The sequence below is a fragment of the Pseudoxanthomonas winnipegensis genome (genome assembly GCF_030322905.1).
GTDB classification, from domain to species: Bacteria; Pseudomonadota; Gammaproteobacteria; order Xanthomonadales; family Xanthomonadaceae; genus Pseudoxanthomonas_A; species Pseudoxanthomonas_A winnipegensis.
Map to the genome: position 1 here is coordinate 4,346,371 of NZ_CP095475.1, position 16,579 is coordinate 4,362,949.

General features: G+C 70.1%; 13 protein-coding genes. 3 read left to right on the plus strand and 10 right to left on the minus strand.

All coding sequences use genetic code 11. The annotated features are described in order from the left end of the window. Window positions 1-108 precede the first annotated feature (108 nt). Window positions 109-2,349: a TonB-dependent siderophore receptor gene (locus tag MWN52_RS19045; protein WP_286575891.1), complete on the plus strand. Its 2,241-nt coding sequence runs from the start codon at window positions 109-111 to the stop codon at window positions 2,347-2,349. Between the two features lie 344 nt (window positions 2,350-2,693). Here MWN52_RS19045 and MWN52_RS19050 read toward each other — a convergent pair whose 3' ends face one another. From MWN52_RS19050 to MWN52_RS19080, 7 genes are all read right to left on the minus strand, one after another. After that, complete coding sequence (locus tag MWN52_RS19050; RefSeq protein WP_131659448.1) at window positions 2,694-3,707, minus strand: patatin-like phospholipase family protein; 1,014 nt, start codon at window positions 3,705-3,707, stop codon at window positions 2,694-2,696. A gap of 123 nt (window positions 3,708-3,830) precedes the next feature. Beyond that, a complete protein-coding gene (locus tag MWN52_RS19055) occupies window positions 3,831-5,141 on the minus strand; it encodes an arsenic transporter (protein ID WP_286575892.1) in 1,311 nt (436 codons plus the stop codon). A gap of 189 nt (window positions 5,142-5,330) precedes the next feature. After that, the gene (arsC, locus tag MWN52_RS19060; protein ID WP_286575893.1) at window positions 5,331-5,744 is read right to left on the minus strand and encodes an arsenate reductase (glutaredoxin); all 414 of its coding nucleotides are present in this window, start codon (window positions 5,742-5,744) and stop codon (window positions 5,331-5,333) included. A gap of 43 nt (window positions 5,745-5,787) precedes the next feature. After that, the gene (locus MWN52_RS19065) at window positions 5,788-6,135 is read right to left on the minus strand and encodes an ArsR/SmtB family transcription factor (RefSeq protein WP_286575894.1); all 348 of its coding nucleotides are present in this window, start codon (window positions 6,133-6,135) and stop codon (window positions 5,788-5,790) included. A 157-nt stretch (window positions 6,136-6,292) separates the two neighbouring features. Beyond that, window positions 6,293-7,303, minus strand: coding sequence for a TIGR00266 family protein (locus MWN52_RS19070; RefSeq protein ID WP_286575895.1), 1,011 nt, complete (start codon window positions 7,301-7,303; stop codon window positions 6,293-6,295). A gap of 237 nt (window positions 7,304-7,540) precedes the next feature. After that, window positions 7,541-9,760, minus strand: coding sequence for a TonB-dependent receptor (locus MWN52_RS19075; RefSeq protein WP_130524534.1), 2,220 nt, complete (start codon window positions 9,758-9,760; stop codon window positions 7,541-7,543). A 135-nt stretch (window positions 9,761-9,895) separates the two neighbouring features. Continuing rightward, the gene (locus tag MWN52_RS19080; protein ID WP_286575896.1) at window positions 9,896-10,522 is read right to left on the minus strand and encodes a nicotinamidase; all 627 of its coding nucleotides are present in this window, start codon (window positions 10,520-10,522) and stop codon (window positions 9,896-9,898) included. Window positions 10,523-10,679: 157 nt separating this feature from the next. On the opposite strand from MWN52_RS19080, the gene MWN52_RS19085 reads away from it, so the two are divergent. Then, the gene (locus tag MWN52_RS19085) at window positions 10,680-11,378 is read left to right on the plus strand and encodes an MgtC/SapB family protein (RefSeq protein WP_286575897.1); all 699 of its coding nucleotides are present in this window, start codon (window positions 10,680-10,682) and stop codon (window positions 11,376-11,378) included. A gap of 27 nt (window positions 11,379-11,405) precedes the next feature. Here MWN52_RS19085 and MWN52_RS19090 read toward each other — a convergent pair whose 3' ends face one another. Then, entirely contained in the window at window positions 11,406-12,149 is a 744-nt protein-coding gene (locus MWN52_RS19090) for a sulfite exporter TauE/SafE family protein (protein ID WP_286575898.1), read from the minus strand. An 85-nt stretch (window positions 12,150-12,234) separates the two neighbouring features. Between MWN52_RS19090 and MWN52_RS19095 the strand changes: the two genes are divergently transcribed. After that, the gene (locus MWN52_RS19095) at window positions 12,235-13,134 is read left to right on the plus strand and encodes a LysR family transcriptional regulator (protein WP_286575899.1); all 900 of its coding nucleotides are present in this window, start codon (window positions 12,235-12,237) and stop codon (window positions 13,132-13,134) included. 79 nt (window positions 13,135-13,213) lie between these two features. Here MWN52_RS19095 and MWN52_RS19100 read toward each other — a convergent pair whose 3' ends face one another. Together MWN52_RS19100 and metE are read right to left on the minus strand one after the other, a co-directional pair. Further along, window positions 13,214-14,107: a fructose bisphosphate aldolase gene (locus MWN52_RS19100; RefSeq protein ID WP_130520638.1), complete on the minus strand. Its 894-nt coding sequence runs from the start codon at window positions 14,105-14,107 to the stop codon at window positions 13,214-13,216. 171 nt (window positions 14,108-14,278) lie between these two features. Further along, window positions 14,279-16,570, minus strand: coding sequence for a 5-methyltetrahydropteroyltriglutamate--homocysteine S-methyltransferase (metE, locus tag MWN52_RS19105; protein WP_286575900.1), 2,292 nt, complete (start codon window positions 16,568-16,570; stop codon window positions 14,279-14,281). Between the last annotated feature and the right edge of the window lie 9 nt (window positions 16,571-16,579).

The window sequence follows — 16,579 nt, forward strand, 5'->3', positions numbered from 1 at the left end:
GGACGACCATCGCCAGCCCGCTATCTGGGCAAGCCTCCCAACGTCTTCCCCGCCGTGCGCTCGCCTTCGCGGCGCGCGGCGTGCCTGCCTGCGCCTTCGAGGAACCTCATGTCCGCTGCCGTTTTCCGCGCGTCCGCCGCGCCGACCCGCTCCCCGCTCGCCGCGGCCCTGCTGCTGGGGCTGGGTCTGTGCGCCCCGCTCGCCCATGCCGCCGACGGCGAGACCGACGCCGAGGAGCAGGCGCGCCGCCGCACGCCCAAGACGCTGGACAACGTGCAGGTCACCGGCGCGCGCGCCGAGCCGTCCACCACCACGCGGCTGCCGATCAGCCTCCAGGACACGCCGCAGTCGGTGAGCGTGATCGGCCTGCAGCGGCTGGAGGACGAATCGATGTTCAGCATCAACGATGTGATGCGCAACATCACCGGCGTCAACGTGTCCTTCTGGGATACCCAGCGTCCGCTGTATTTCGCGCGCGGCTTCCAGATCACCGACTTCCAGGTCGACAGCCTGCCGACCTACAGCGGCTCGACCAACCAGGAATACGACACCGCCTTCTACGACCGCATCGAAGTCATCCGCGGCGCCAACGGCCTGCTCAGCGGCGCCGGCATTCCCTCGGCCACGGTCAACCTGCTGCGCAAGCGTCCGGGCCGCGACTTCGACGCGGCGGTCACCGCCAGCGTCGGCAGCTGGGACTTCCGCCGCGCGCAGGCCGACATCAACCTGCCGCTGACCAAGGACGGCCGCTTCCGCAGCCGCTGGGTCGGCGCCTGGACCGACCGCGACTATTACTACGACCGCTACGAAGAGAACAAGAAGGCCGGCATGGCCGTGCTGGAAGGCGACCTGACCGACACCACGACGGTCACGGTCGGCTACCAGATCCAGGACAACAACCCGACCGGCTCGACCTGGGGCACGGTGCCGTTCTTCAGCGCCGATGGCGCCGACGCCCGCCTCTCGCGCTCGACCAACTTCTCGCCGGCCTGGACGCGCTGGCAGCGCCAGACCCGCACCGCCTTCGCCAATCTGGAGCAGCGCTTCGGCGAGGTCTGGCTGCTGAGGGTGAACTCGGCGCATACCAAGGGCGAGGTGCAGAGCCTGCGCGTCTACGGCAGCGGCTACCCGGACCCGATCACCGGCGCCGGCACCTATCTGCAGGCCAGCGCCGGCGAGACGAACGACACCCGCGATGCGCTGGACGTATACCTGTCGGGCAAGTTCGCGCTGTTCGGCCGGACCCACGACGTGGTGGTCGGCGGCAGCTGGCAGGACCTGCAGTCCACCACGCCCGGCGTCGCCTTGGTCTATCCGAGCGACTGGCAGATGATCGCCACGCCGTATGGCAATGCGATGGGCTTCAACGTGCCCAACCTGTACGACTGGGACGGCAGCGCCGGTGCACTGACCTATCGGCGCACCGGCGCCTGGCGCCAGGCCCGTACCACCCAGCGCGGCGTCTATGCCTCGGCGCGCCTGCGCCTGGCCGAGCCGCTGTCGCTGATCGCGGGCGCGCGCCTGAGTTCGTGGGAAACGCGCACCCGCGCCTACAACGCCGCCGGCACTTACACCGGCACCAGCGGCCGCTACAAGGTCAGCGACGAAGTCACGCCCTACGTGGGCCTGGTCTACGACCTGGTGCCGGATGTCTCGCTCTACGCCAGCTACACCGAGATCTTCAATCCGCAGAACTACAAGGACAGGAACGACAACCTGCTGGCGCCGGTGCAGGGCTCCAACCTGGAGGCCGGCCTCAAGGCGCAGCTGTTCGATGGCCGCGCCATGGCCACCGCCGCGGTGTTCGAGGCCAAGCAGGACAACTACGCGGTGCTGGACAGCACCCAGCCGCCGAACTCGCTGCCGGACGGCAGCTCGGCCTATGTGGGCGTCAACGGCACCAAGAGCCGCGGCTGGGAAGTGGACCTCAACGGCGAGCTGCTGCCGGGCTGGACGCTCAACGCCGGCTACACCCACGTCAAGGTCACCCGCGCGCCGACCGATGCCATCTACGCCAACCTGCCCGAGGACTATCTGCAGCTCTCCACCCAGTGGCGCCTGCCGGGCCGCTGGGAGCGCCTGAGCCTGGGCGGCGGCGTGAGCTGGCAGAGCAAGGTGCAGGGCTTCAACATCGAGCGTCCCAATGGCGATGGCACCACCACGCCGGTCACGGTCACCCAGGGCGCCTACACGCTGGTCCACCTCAACGCCAACCTGCGCATCAACGCGCAGTGGACCGCGACGCTGTCGGTGCGCAACGCGCTGGACAAGACCTACTGGGCCAACCTGGACTACAACAACTACGGCGAGCCGCGCTTCGTCTCGGCCAGCCTGCGGTGGCGGTTCTGAGGCCTGGCGATTGAGGTTGAGCAAGGTCGCTAGGCGACGCTCGTCGTTCCTGCGAACGCGGGGCTTCCGTTGCTTTGGCTTTCCCGAGCGAAAGTCCCTGGGTTCCCGCGTTCGCGGGAACGACGGTAGAGGTAGCGCCTCCACACGCAGCCAAGCCTTGCTCTGCTCCCTCCCTTTCGCGCAGCGAAGGGGAGCTCGAAGTCGCGAACTAGCGACTGAGGGGGAGGGGTCGCTTTTGCTTCTGCCTTTCGCTGGTGCGCCGTTTGCTCAGGCAACTGCTCGCGGTGCCGAGTTCGACCATATAAAAGCCCTATCCGGCCTCAACAACGACACGACGCAATCACTCACTTCGCCGGACAAGGCGTCCCGCGAAACGTCAGCCGCTGCAGCCGCGTCGGCTCCACACACGGCTGCGGCTTCGGCGCTGCAGCCGCCGCTGCGGCCGCCGCGCGCTCGTGCTGCAGCTGGGCCAGGCGCGCCTTGATCTGCGGCATCACCGCCAGCGCGGCCTTCTCGCCTTCCAGGATGGCCGCGTTGCGCTGGCTGAAATCGGCCGCGCCGATCTCGTTGACCTTGGGCCTCACCACCACGTCGGCGCGCGCGAGCTCCTGCTGGCCGGCGCGCTGGCCCATGATGGTGATCGACTGGTTGAGCGTGCCCAGCAGATCGCCCGGATTCTTGCCGCTGGCCTTGCTGGAGATGTCCACGGCGATGACGAAATCCGCGCCCAGCTGCTTGGCCGCATCCACCGGCACCGGGCTGACCACGCCGCCATCGACGTAATGCCACTTGCCGATCTCCACCGGCTCGAACACGCCCGGCACGCTGCTCGAGGCGCGCACCGCCTGGCCGGTGTCGCCGCGGTTGAACATGGTGCGCTCGCCGTCCTCCAGCCGCGTCGCCACCGCGACGAAGGGCTTCTTCAGCCGCTGGATCGGCGTATTGCCCACCTGCGCGTTGACGTAGTCCTGCAGCGCGCGGCCCTGCACCAGCCCGCCGGAGAACAGGCGCACGTCGCGGATGGTTGATTCGTCCAGCGCCACGGCCTTGCTCTGCATCTGGAACACGTCCATGCCGCTGGCGTAGAGCGCGCCGACCACGCTGCCGGCGCTGGTGCCGGCGACCACATCGGGGCGGATGCCGTTGGCCTCCAGCATCTTGATCACGCCGATGTGCGCGAAGCCCTTGGCCGCCCCGCCGCCCAGCGCGATGCCGATCACCACCGGCCTGGCGGTGACCGCCGGCGGCGGCACCACGGTCGTGGTCGGCGGCGGCGTCTTGACCGCCTCGCCGCCGCAGGCCGAAAGCAGGGTGACGCAGGCGGTCAGCAGCAGGCAGGTCAGGCGCGAAGCAGGCATGGCACGCAGGGCGTTGGGGAAAGCACGCAGCTTAGTCAGCCGATGCCAAACGGCGGGCAACTTGTGCCGAGCCGGCCACATCGAGCGGCGGCCCCGAGGCGCGCCGGCCCCGGGCGCCGCCGCTCAGTGCCCGCGCACGACCGGGAGCCAGAGCCACAGGGCCACCAGGGTGGCCAGGAGCACGGGAGGCGTCAGGACAAGCCCGACCTTCATGTACTGCGCCCACGTGATCCGCTGCCCCTTGCCGGCCAGCACGTGCAGCCACAGCAGGGTCGCCAGCGAGCCGATCGGCGTGAGCTTGGGCCCCAGATCGTTGCCGACCACGCTGGCGTAGATCATCAGCTCGCGCGTCTGCGCGGGGACGTCGGCCGCGTCGATGGCCAGCGCGCTGACCAGCGTCGCCGGCATGTTGTTCATGAGCGAGGCGAGCCCGGCCACGGCGAAGCCCGTGCCGACCGTGGCCGCGAACGTGCCCTGCGACGCCAGCCACACCAGGAGCGCGCGCGCCGCCTCCGTGAGCCAGGCACGGCCCAGGCCGTAGACGATCAGATACATGCCGAGCGAGAACAGCACGATCTGCCACGGCGCACCGCGCAGCACCTTGCCCAGCGCGACCGTCGCGCCGCGACCGCCGGACGCCCAGCGGCCGGCGATCGCCAGGAGCAGCAGCGCGGCGGCGCCGGTGACCAGCGCGACCGGCACGCCCAGCGGGCCGGTGACGAAATAGGCCAGGAGCAGCAGGGCCAGCAGCGGGAAGGCGGCGCGGAACACCGCTTCGTCGCGGATCGCCTGGCGCGGCGGCGCCAGACGATCGATGCCGTACGTGGCGGGCATGTCGCGTCGGCACCACAGCCACAGCACCCCCAGCGTGGCGCCGACCGAGACCAGGTTCACCGGCACCATCACGGCGGCGTAGCGACCGAACGCGATCTCGAAGTAGTTGGCCGTGACGATGTTGACCAGGTTGGACACCACCAGCGGCAGGCTCGCCGTGTCGGCGATGAAGCCGCAGGCCACGGTGAAGGCCAGCGCGCCGGCTGGCGGGAAGTCCAGCCGCAGCAGGATCGCCAGCACGATCGGCGTCAGCAGCAGCGCCGCACCATCGTTGGCGAACACCGCGGCGATCGCCGCACCGAGCAGCACGACCAGCGGAAACAGCCTGCGGCCAGCGCCGCCGCCCCAGCGGGCGACATGCAGCGCCGCCCAGGCGAAGAACCCGGCCTCGTCCAGGAGCAGCGAGATCACGATCAGGGCGACGAAGGTGAAGGTCGCGTCCCACACGATGCCCCAGACCGTGCCGACGTCGTGCCAGCCGACCACGCCGGTGGCGAGCGCGACGGCGGCGCCGGCGAGCGCGGACCAGCCGATCCCCAGCCCGCGCGGCTGCCAGATCACAAGGACGAGGGTGACGACGAAGATCGCGAGGGCAAGCATGGGGCGCTCCGGCGCGCGTCAGAGGGAGCGCCGATCCGGCGCCGGTGGGAGCGCCTGGGCGCGCGTCAGGCGCTCGGGAAGTCGCTCGATGGAAGGGGTCGCGCCACGACGCGCGGTGCGGTCAGCGCGCGGGCCCGGACGGGATGGCGTCGCGCGGCGCCGATGTCCGGCAGACACCGCGCATGCGCCTCATGCCGATGTCGTGGGCGCGGTCACGACCTCTCCGTCTTCCTTGGTGAAGCGAGCGACGGGATCGGCCAGCAGCGCCAGCACGCGCTCGGAAGGCCGACACAGCGCCGCGCCCTGCTCGCTGACCACGATGGGCCGATTGATCAGGATGGGATGCGCCATCATCGCGTCCAGGAGCTGGGCGTCGGTCAGTGACGGATCGTCCAGGCCGAGCTCGGCATAGGGCGTGCCCTTCTCGCGCAGCAGCGCACGCGGGCTGATGTCCATGGCCGCGATCAGCGCAACCAGCGCCTCGCGCGTGGGCGGCGTCCGCAGGTACTCGATGACCTCGGGCGTCTCGCCCGACTGTCGGATCATCGCCAGCGTGTTGCGCGAAGTGCCGCAGGCCGGGTTGTGGTAGATGGTGATGCGCATGGGCTTGTGAGGTCCGGAAGAAGGTTCGGGGCATCCGCACCGCTCACGCGCGGCGCGGCGGGGGGCAGGCGGACGCAAGCCCGAGCAGGTCGCCGCAGATGGCCGGGTTGCCGGAGCAGCAGTCCTCGGTCAGAAAGGCCAGCAGCTGGCGCATGTCCTCGTAGCTGGCCGCGTAGCGCACGCGCCGGCCATCGCGCCACGCGCGCACCAGGCCGGCCCGCTCCAGCGTCGCCAGGTGGAAGCTCATGCGCGTGGGCGGGATGGACAGCGCGTCGGCGATGTCTCCGGACGCCACGCCTTCCGGACCGGCTTTCACCAGCAGACGGAAGGCGGTCAGTCGATCGGCATGCGCCAGGGCGGCAAGCGCGGAAACGGCGGCATCATCGTTCATATCAAAACTCTACAATTATATTTGTAGAGTACAAGAGAAGGATGTTCCCACTTCGCGTGAGCTTGCGCTCGACGCACCCGCCGACGGCGCCCGGCCTGCCGATGCCGGCGGCAGCCTCCGCTTCTCGATCGCCTCCGCGGCGGGAGGCGACCCGGAATCAGAAGTTGTTGTCCCCATCCAGGATGCGGCCCAGCCCGCCCAGCACCGAGCCTTCGCCGCGGGCCTGGCCGCCGCCCTGCGGGGCGGCCTGCAGCATGCGGCCGGCCATGCGCGAGAACGGCAGCGACTGCAGCCACACCTTGCCTGGCCCGGTCAGCGTCGCCAGGAACACGCCCTCGCCGCCGAAGAACATGCTCTTGATGCCCGCCACGCGGCGGATGTCCATGTCCACGCCGCCGTGGTAGGCGACCACGCAGCCGGTGTCCACGTCGATGCGCTCGCCGGCGGCCAGCTCGCGCTCGACCACCGTGCCGCCGGCATGGACGAACACCCAGCCATCGCCCTCGAGCTTCTGCATGATGAAGCCCTCGCCGCCGAACAGGCCGGTGAGGATCTTGCGCTGGAAGGCGATGCCCAGCGACACCCCGCGCGCGCCGGCCAGGAAGCTGTCCTTCTGGCAGATCAGGCGGCCGCCGTGTTCGGACAGCTTCAGCGGCACCACGGTGCCGGGATACGGCGCGGCGAAGGCGACCTTGGCCTTGCCGCTGCCGGTGTGCGTGTAGACGGTGGTGAACAGGCTCTCGCCGGTGACCACGCGCTTGCCCGCGGCCAGCAGCTTGTCCATGAAGCCGCCGCCGGCGCCGCTGGTGCGGCCATCGCCGAACACCGTGTCCATCTGCACCGAGGCGTCCTTGAACATCAGCGCGCCGGCCTCGGCCACCGCGCTCTCGCCCGGATCCAGCTCCACCTCGACGAACTGCATGTCGTGACCGACGATGCGGAAATCGATGTCGTCCGCGCGCCCCGCCCCGGTCGGCGGCGGCGGCATGTTCGGCGGCGAGGCGCTGCCGCCCAGCTCGGCCAGCGTCCCGACCGGCTGCCAGCCGGACAGGCCCTCGCGCCAGGCCAGCGCGAACGGGTTTGCGCGCGCGAAGGCCTGCGCGGCCGCGTCGTCGAACGGGCCCGAGCGGGTCTGCTCGGTGCCGGTGAGGAAGTACCAGCTGCTCATGGGCGCACACCTGACTGCGAAGGGATGCGCCGAGTCTAGCGTCAGCCCCCGACAGCCGCGCCCGTGCCCAAGGTCATGCGAAGCGCCCCCGTAGAGCGGAGCTTGCTCCGCTGGGGCCTTCCCATGAACCGCACCAGAAGCAGCGGAGGTAGAGCGGAGCTTGCTCCGCTGAGGCGTTTCTCAAGAACCGGACCAGAAGCAGCGGAGCAAGCTCCGCTCTACAAGGTGCCTCGCGCGTCAGAAGCCCGCGCGGAACTGCGCGCCGATGATGCGCGGGTCGTTGATGAAGCCGGTCAGGTTGTCGAAGTCGATCGCGCCGGTGGCCCGGATCTGGTTGGTGCAGTTGCGGCAGAACACCGAGGCCTCGTACTTGCCGTCGGCCCAGGTGTAGCCGATCTTCAGGCCGCCTTCGGTCAGCGGCTGGCCGATGAATTCGCGCGACTGGTACAGGAAGAAGTTCACTTCGCTGCGATACGACCAGTCGGTGTAGAAGAACAGCTCGCCGTCGGCGCCCATCGGCACGCCGTAGCGCAGGTTGACGTTGCCGATCCACTTGGCCGCCTGCGGCAGCGGGTTGCCGTCGATGCGGGCGAAGCCGTTGGCATCGACCGGATCGGTCACCGTGCACACCCACGCCGAGCAGGTCGAGGTGGCCAGGTCCTTGTCCTTGATCTCGGTGTGGTTGTAGCTGCCGTTGAGGCCGAAGCGCAGGTTCTCGGTCAGCAGCAGGTCGAAGTCCAGCTCGGCGCCGTAGGCCTGGCTCTTCTTGGCGTTGATCAGCTGCACGGCATTGGACGTGCCGCCCACCGCGGTCAGCTGCTGGTCCTTGATGTCCATGCTGTAGATGTCGAAGGCCAGCCGGCCGCGACGCTCCCACAAGTCGGCCTTGATGCCGAGCTCATAGGAATCCACCGTCTCCGGGCGGGCCACGGTCACCGGCACGCCGGTGGACGGCGGGCCGAAGCTGGCGCCGCGATAGCCGCGCGCGGCGCGCGCGTACAGGTTGACCGCATCGCTCAGCGCCCAGGTCGCGGCGACGTCGCCGGTGACCTTCGAGCCGCTGGTGTCACCGCCGATCGGCGGCGGCGAGGTGCGGTCCCACTGCAGGATGTCGAAGGTCTTGTGGTCGTGCGTGTAGCGGATGCCGGCGCGCAGGTTGAGCACGTCGGTGGCCTGGTAGTTGAGCGAGGCGAAGGCCGCCCACGAGCTGGTCTTCTGCTTGGTCAGGTCGTAACCGGTCAGCGCGCCACCGGCCAGGGTGTCGTAGTCGTAGGCCTCGCCCTGCACGTTGTCGTAGAAGTAGTACAGGCCGCCCTGCCAGTTGAGCGGGCCGGTGTAATCCGACTCGGCGCGCAGCTCCTGGGTGAACTGGTCCAGCGACTTGATGCCGCCGGCGGTCTCCACCGAGAACGGAATGAAGCCCGGGCCCGACGGCGCGGCCGGGTTCACGAACGCGCCCGGGCCGTAGCCGCCGTCGATGTCGCCGCGGCTGTAGTACTTGGAGATGCCCTCGTAGCCGGTGATCGAGTGGAAGGTCACATCGCCCGAGCTGAAGGTCAGGTTGGCGCTGCCGCCGTAGGTGGTCAGCTCCTGCGCGTTGTGGCCATCGATGTAGGCCTTGTCCGGGTCGAAGCCATCGACCAGGTTGTTGTTGCCCGACTGGATGATGTTGGCGCGGAACAGGCGCGCGGTGCCGTTGAGCTTGCGCGCATGGGCGTTGAACAGCGCGTTGAAGTCCTCCGAGGGCTGGAACAGCGCCTGCAGGCGCAGGGCCGAGTCGTCGTAGCCTTCCAGCTTCTGCCCGCTGATCTGGCTGGTCACCCAGTCGTCGCGGTGCTGCTGCAGCAGCGAGATGCGCGCGGCCCAGTCGCTGCCCATCGGCAGGTTGAGCGCGCCTTCGACCGAGCTGGTCGCATGGGTGCCGTAGGACACGCTGGCATAGCCGGAGGTCTCGCCCAGCACCGGCCGCACCGAGTTGAACTTGACCACGCCGCCAGGCGTGTTGCGGCCGAACTGCGTGCCCTGCGGGCCGCGCAGCACCTCGACGCTGGCCAGGTCGAACATCGGGAAGCCCTTGATGAAGGCGTTCTCGTAGACCACATCGTCGTACACCAGCGACACCGGCTGCGAGGCGTAGGTGGTGAAGTCGGTATTGCCGTAGCCACGGATGTAGAAGCGCGGGAACACGCGGCCGTTGGAGGACTCCACGTTGAGGCTGGGCGACTTGCCGGCCAGCACGCGCACGTCCGAGGCGCTGGTGGAGATGGCGTCCAGGTATTCCGGGCGCAGCACGGTGGCCGAGACCGGCACGTCCTTGGCGTTCTCGGCGCGGCGGTCGGCGGTGACGGTGACCGCATCCAGCGCCACCGGCGCCTGCTGCGCCAGCGCGACGGTGGCGACGGCGGCATTGATGGCGATGGCGAGCGTGGCGTGACGCAGCGACCTGCTGGCGGACATGGGGCGACTCCGGGGGCGTGGGTGGTATGCGAGGCGTGCTGTGGCGCAGCACGTTTAACGCAAAATACACGTTTTGGCCCCGGAGTTGTCAAACCGGGAGTTCCGCTCCCCGGCTTGGCGACGCGGATCACGCGTTCAGCGAATCGGGATCCCCGCCTCCTGCAACGCCGCGCGCGTCGGCGCGTCCCCGTCCGGCGTGACCGGGCGCGTCAGCTCCCACAGGAACGCCACCTCGAAGCCTTCGGCGCGCGCGTCCTGGGCCGTCCACAGCACGCAGACATCGCGCGCCAGCCCGCAGACGTGCACCTGCGCGATGCCGCGTTCGCGCAGCCAGCCGGCCAGGCCGGTGCTGGGACGCAGCCCATCCGGGCCGTGGTTCTCGCGGAACGCACTGTAGGAATCGACCTGCGCATGGGTGCCCTTACGCAGGATCAGGTCGGCCGGCGTCCAGTCCACGCGCGGGTCCAGCGCCGCACCCGGCGTGCCCTGCACGCAGTGCGGCGGCCACAGCGTCTGCGGCTGGCCGTGCAGCTCGATCACCTCGAACGGCGCATGCCCCGGATGCTGCGCGGCGAAGGAGGCATGCGCACCTGGATGCCAGTCCTGCGTGGCCACGACCGTGCCGTAGACGCGCGCGGCCAGCAGCTGCGCGATGCCCGGCACGATCGCATCGCCCTCGAAGCAGGCCAGCGCGCCGCCCGGCATGAAGTCCGGTTGCAGATCGACCACGATCAGCGCGGTATCGGAAGGCATGTCGGTCATCGAAGCGGCCAGCGGCGTGGGGAAGGCGCAGCCTAGCCACGCGCGCCAGCGGCCTCAAGCCGGCGCCGCCTTGAGCGCACCTTGATCGCGATGGGGCTAGGCTCAGCCGCGTTGCCCGTGCGTGCAGCGCACCGGCTGTCTGCAAGGAGACCGCACCATGCTCGACACCTGGGAGATCGCCCTGCGCCTGCTGCTGGCCGCGCTGCTCGGCGGCATCATCGGCGCCGACCGCGGCCGGCTGGAGTGGGCCGCCGGTTTGCGCACGCACATGCTGGTCTGCGTCGGTGCGGCCCTGGCCATCATCGTCTCGGCGTTCGGCTTCAACGACGTGCTGGGCAATCCGCATGTGGTGCTCGATCCCTCGCGCATCGCCGCCCAGGTGATCAGCGGCGTGGGCTTCCTCGGCGCCGGCACCATCCTGTTCCTGCAGCGCGAGCAGGTGATCCGCGGCCTCACCACCGCAGCCGGGCTGTGGGCGGTGGCCTCGATCGGGCTGGCCGTCGGCAGCGGCCTGTACGCGGCCGCGGTGCTGGCCACCGCGCTGCTGTGGATCATCCTGGCCGTGCTCAAGCCGCTGGAGCGCCGCTATCTGCGCCGCCGCCGCGCCTCGATGCCGGGCCTGAAGCTGGTGCTGTCGCGCCAGCACGCGCCGCTGGGCCAGATCCAGCAGCAGCTGGAGCGCAGCGGCCTGCCGGTACAGCGCATTGTGCTCAAGCCGCGCACGCCGCAGACCGATCTGCTCGACGTGCGCTGCGAATCCACCGTGCCGCAGGCGGCGCTGCTGCAGGCCCTGGAAGACCTGCGCGGGGTCCCCGGCGTCGAGCAGGTCGACCTGCGCGGCAGCATCGGCCAGTAGCGCTCCGACCTCACAAGCGCACGCGCCTCACCCGCGCCACGCCAGCTCCAGCCCGAGCAGCAGCAGGCAGATCAGGAAGCCGGTCCGGAACGCGGCCGGACGGATGCGCTGGCGCAGGCGCTGGCCCAGCCACATGCCCGCCAGGGCAGGCAGCACGGCGATCGACGACGGCAGCAGATGGCCGACCGACAGCGCGCCATGCAGGGCCAGGCCGGCGGCCAGCGCGAGCGTGGAGACGGTGAAGGACAGGCCCAGCGCCTGCACCAGCGCATCGCGCTGCAGGCCCAGCGCCTGCAGGAAGGGCACCGCGGGGATCACGAACACGCCGGTCACCCCCGTCACCACGCCGGTGATGCCGCCGACCACTGGCGCAAACACGCGTTCCAGCGCGGGCGACACACGGAACGGCCGGGACAGCAGGGTCACCAGGGCGTAGAGCACCAGCGCGATGCCGAGCAGGCGCGCCGTGCCGTCCGCCGCGCCACCGGCCAGCCAGGCGGAGGCCAGCAGCGTGCCGGCGACCACCGCCAGCTGCATCGGCCACAGCCGTCGCAGCAGCGCACCCAGCTGCCCGCCACTGACCAGCTGCAGCACATTGGTCACCAGCGAAGGCAGCAGCAGCAAGGCGGCCGCCCAGGCCGGCGACATCAGCGCGCCAAGCACGCCCATGGCCACGGTCGGCAGGCCCATGCCGGTCACGCCTTTCACGCAGCCGGCCACGAAGAACGTGCCGAGCACGATCAGCCACCACATTTCCGTCGAGATCTGCATGCCGCCATGAAACGGGGTGACGCGCGCGGGCACAATGCGGTCTGTCCGATGCCGGCCTTCGGGCCAGCCGAAGGAGCCCTTGGCCTTGCGATTCGATCTGCCCGACCTGCGCCTGTTCCTGGCCGTGCTGGACGCCGGCAGCATCACCGCCGGCGCCGAGCGCGCGCACCTGTCGCTGGCCGCCGCCAGCGAGCGCCTGCGCGCGATGGAGGAATATGCCGGGGTCGTCCTGCTCGACCGCCTGTCCAAGGGCGTCCGGCCCACCGCGGCGGGCGAGGCGGTGGCCCATCACGCGCGCTCGATCCTGCAGCAGTCGGCGCTGCTGCGGCACGCACTGGCCGACCATGCGCGCGGGACGCGCGGACGCGTGCGCCTGATGGTCAATACCGCGACCATGAGCGAGGCGCTTCCCGCCGCGCTGGCGCCCTGGCTGGCGGCCCATCCCCACATCGATGTGGACCTGCTCGAGCGCAGCAGCGAGGAGATCGCCAAGGCGCTGGAGGCCGGCGTGGTGGAGCTGGGCATCCTGTCGGAGGCCGCGGCCTCGCCAGGCTTGCAACGCCAGCACTTCGCGCGCGACACCCTGGTGGCGCTGCTGCCGCCCGCGCACGCCGCCGCCAGTGCGCAGGCGCTGAGCCTGGCCGATCTGGCGGCCGAGCCCTGGATTGGCCTGCCCGAAGGCAGTGCCCTGCAGCGGCATCTGGACGCCCAGGCGGCGGCGCTGGGCCTGCGCTTGGCGTACCGCGTGCGACTGCGCACGTTCGAGGCCATCGGCGCGATGGTCGCCGCCGGCGCCGGCGTGGCCGTGGTGCCGGCCGCCGCACTGGCGCGGCTTGGGCCGTGCGTTCGCGGCGTTGCGCTGAGCGAGCCCTGGGCGCAGCGACGCCTGTGCCTGTGCTGGGACGGTACACGCCCGCTTTCGCCGAGCGCGCAGGCCTTGCGCACTCACCTGGCCGACTGGGCCGACAGCGCCGCCGATCGTTGAAGCCCGCCCTGCCGCGGCCCTTGAAACGCAACAGGCCCCGCCGAAGCGGGGCCTGCGTGAATCCCACCGTCCGCGTCGATCAGGCGATCGAGGCGCGGTAGATCGACTCGATGGTGGCATCGAGCGTCTTGTTGAACTCCTCATCGCTCTGCTGCGCGCTCAGGCCCTCGGTCAGCGCGCGGCTGAAGCTGGCGATGATGCCGGGGTTCCGGGCCAGCTTGGCGTTGGCCTCATCGCGGCTGTAGCCGCCGGACAGCGCCACGACCTTGAGCACGCTGGGGTGGTCGACCAGTTCCTTGAAGAAGCCATCGACGCTGGGCAGGGTCAGCTTGAGCACGACCGGCGTGGCCGCATCGACCTTGTCCAGGCGCTCGAGCAGCCCCTGCTTCAGCGTGGTCTCGATCTGCGCCTTGTCGGCGGCCTTGATGTCCACCTCCGGCTCGATGATCGGGACCAGGCCGGCGTCCAGCACCTGCTGGCCCAGCTCGAACTGCTGGTCCAGCACCGCCGCGATGCCGGCGGCGTTGTCGGCCTTGATGACCGAGCGCTCCTTGGTGCCGAACACGCCCTTGGCCTTGGCCTTGGCCAGCAGCTCGGCCAGGCCCGGGATGGGCTTGAGCAGCTGCACGCCGTTGGCCTCGTCCTCCAGGCCCTTGTCGATCTTCAGGAACGGCACGACCTGCTTGACGTTCCACAGGTAGTGCGCGGCCTCTTCGCCTGCGAAGCGGTCGTCCAGCGTGCGCTCGAACAGGATCGCCCCGACCACGCGCTCGCCGGTGAACGCCGGGCTGGTGACGATGCGCTCGCGCATCTGGTGGACCAGCGCGAACATCTCCGCATCGTTGGAATAGGCCGACTCGTCGACGCCGTAGAGCTTGAGCGCCTTGGGCGTGCTGCCGCCGCTCTGGTCCAGTGCGGCGATGAAGCCCTGGCCGGAAGCAATCTTGTCCCGCTGTTCCTGGTTGATCGACACGGTCGGCAAGTCCTATGAAAGATGGGGGAGCCAGAGTGTACGCAAGCCCCGCGTCGCTGGCAGCCGTGAAAACGTTATCGGCTTCATAACGGTTTCAGCCGGGGACACGCCGCGTGGTGTGCCGCGTGCGCCCAAATGCCGCGCCTGCAGCGCAGGCGCGGCACGCGCGCATCAGGCCGCCTGGGCCAGATCCGCGCGCAGGCGGCGTGCGGCTTCCACCATCTGCTCCAGCGCATGGCGCGTCTCGTCCCAGCCGCGGGTCTTCAGGCCGCAGTCCGGGTTGACCCACAGCTGCTCCGGGCTGAGCACCGCCCGCGCCTTGCGCAGCAGTTCCACCATTTCCTCCACCGAGGGCACGCGCGGGGAGTGGATGTCGTACACGCCCGGGCCGATCCCGTTGGGATAGCGGAACCGCACGAACGCATCGAGCAGCTCCATGCGCGAGCGCGAGGTCTCGATCGAGATCACGTCCGCATCCATCGCCGCCACCGCATCGATGATGTCGTTGAACTCCGAATAGCACATGTGGGTGTGGATCTGGGTCGCATCGCCCACACCGCTGGCGCAGATGCGGAAGGCCTCGATCGCCCAGTTCAGGTAGTCCGACCACGCATCGCGGCGCAGCGGCAGGCCCTCGCGGATGGCCGGCTCGTCGATCTGGATGATGCCGATGCCGGCGGCCTCCAGGTCGTTGACCTCATCGCGCAGGGCCAGCGCGATCTGCCGGCAGGTCTCGCTGCGGGCCTGGTCGTCGCGTACGAACGACCACTGCAGCACCGTCACCGGGCCGGTCAGCATGCCCTTCATCGGCCGCTGGGTCAGCGACTGGGCGTAGCGCGACCAGCGCACCGTCATCGGCTTCGGGCGCACCACGTCGCCGAAGATGATCGGCGGCTTGACGCAGCGGCTGCCGTAGCTCTGCACCCAGCCCAGCTTGGTGAAGGCGAAGCCGTCCAGCTGCTCGCCGAAGTATTCGACCATGTCGTTGCGCTCGTACTCGCCATGCACCAGCACGTCCAGGCCGATGCGTTCCTGGAAGCGCACGCAGCGCTCGGTCTCGGCCTCCAGGAAGGTCTCGTAGTCGGCGTCGGACAGCTTGCCCGCCTTGTGCTGGGCGCGCGCCTGACGCACCTGCTGGGTCTGCGGGAACGAGCCGATGGTGGTGGTCGGATACACCGGCAGCCCGAACGCCTGCTCCTGCAGCACGCGGCGCTGGGCGTAGGGCGAGACGCGCCGGCTGTCGGCCTCGCTCAGCGTGGCCAGGCGCCGGGCCACCTCGGGCCGATGCACGCGCGCCGACTGGCGGCGCGATTCCAGGCGGGCGCGCTGTTGCGCCAGCGGGCCTTCCGCGCCTTCGCGTCCGTCCAGCGCGTCGGCCAGCACCCGCAGCTCGCCCAGCTTCTGCCGGGCGAAGGACAGCCAGGACTTGAGTTCGGCATCGAGCGCCTTCTCCTGCTCCAGGTCCACCGGCACGTGCAGCAGCGCGCACGACGGCGCCAGCCACAGGTTGTCGGCGCCGACGTGCCCTTGCGCATAGCGCGCCAGCGTCAGCGCGTTGTCCAGGTTAGTGCGCCAGACATTGCGCCCGTTGACCAGGCCGGCCGAGAGCACGCGGCCCTTGGGCCAGGCCTGCAGCACCGCATCGAGCTGTTCCGGCGCGCGCACCAGATCCACGTGCAGGCCCTCGACCTGCAGCTGCGCGACCAGGTCCAGGTTGTCGCCCAGCGCGCCGAAGTAGGTGGTCAGCAGCAGCCTGGAGCGCGGCGCCTGGGCCAGGAACGCATAGGCGCGGGCGAAGGCCGCCTTCGCCACCTCGTCCAGGTCCAGCACCAGCGTGGGTTCGTCGATCTGCACCCAGTCCGCGCCGGCGGCATGCAGGCGTTCGAGCAGCTGCGCGTACACCGGCAGCAGGCGCTCGAGCAGCGCCAGCCGGTCGCTGCCATCGGTGGTCTTGGACAGCAGCAGGAAGCTCACCGGCCCCAGCAGCACCGGACGCGTGTCGAAGCCGGCGGCCCTGGCCTCCAGGAACTGCGCCACCGGCTTGTCGCCGCGCAGGGCGAAGTCCTGGCCGGCATGCAGCTCGGGGACGATGTAGTGGTAGTTGGTGTCGAACCACTTGGTCATCTCCAGCGCGCGCAGGTCGATGCCACCGGTCTGCACGCCGCGCGCCATGGCGAAGTAGCCGGCCAGCGGGTCGGCGTCGGCCAGGGCGCGATAACGCTGCGGGAGGGCGTCGAACAGGAACGCCGTGTCCAGCACATGGTCGTAGAGCGAGAAGTCGTTGCTGGGCAGGACCTCGGCGCCGGCCTGCCGCTGCAGCTGCCAGTGCTGCGCGCGCAGGGCCGCGGCGGTGGCCTGCAGCGTGTCGGCGCTGTCCTCGCCCTTCCAGTAGCGCTCCAGGGCGTGCTTGAGTTCACGGCGTGGTCCGATGCGCGGAAAGCCGAGGTTGGTGACGCTGGTCATTGAATGGAT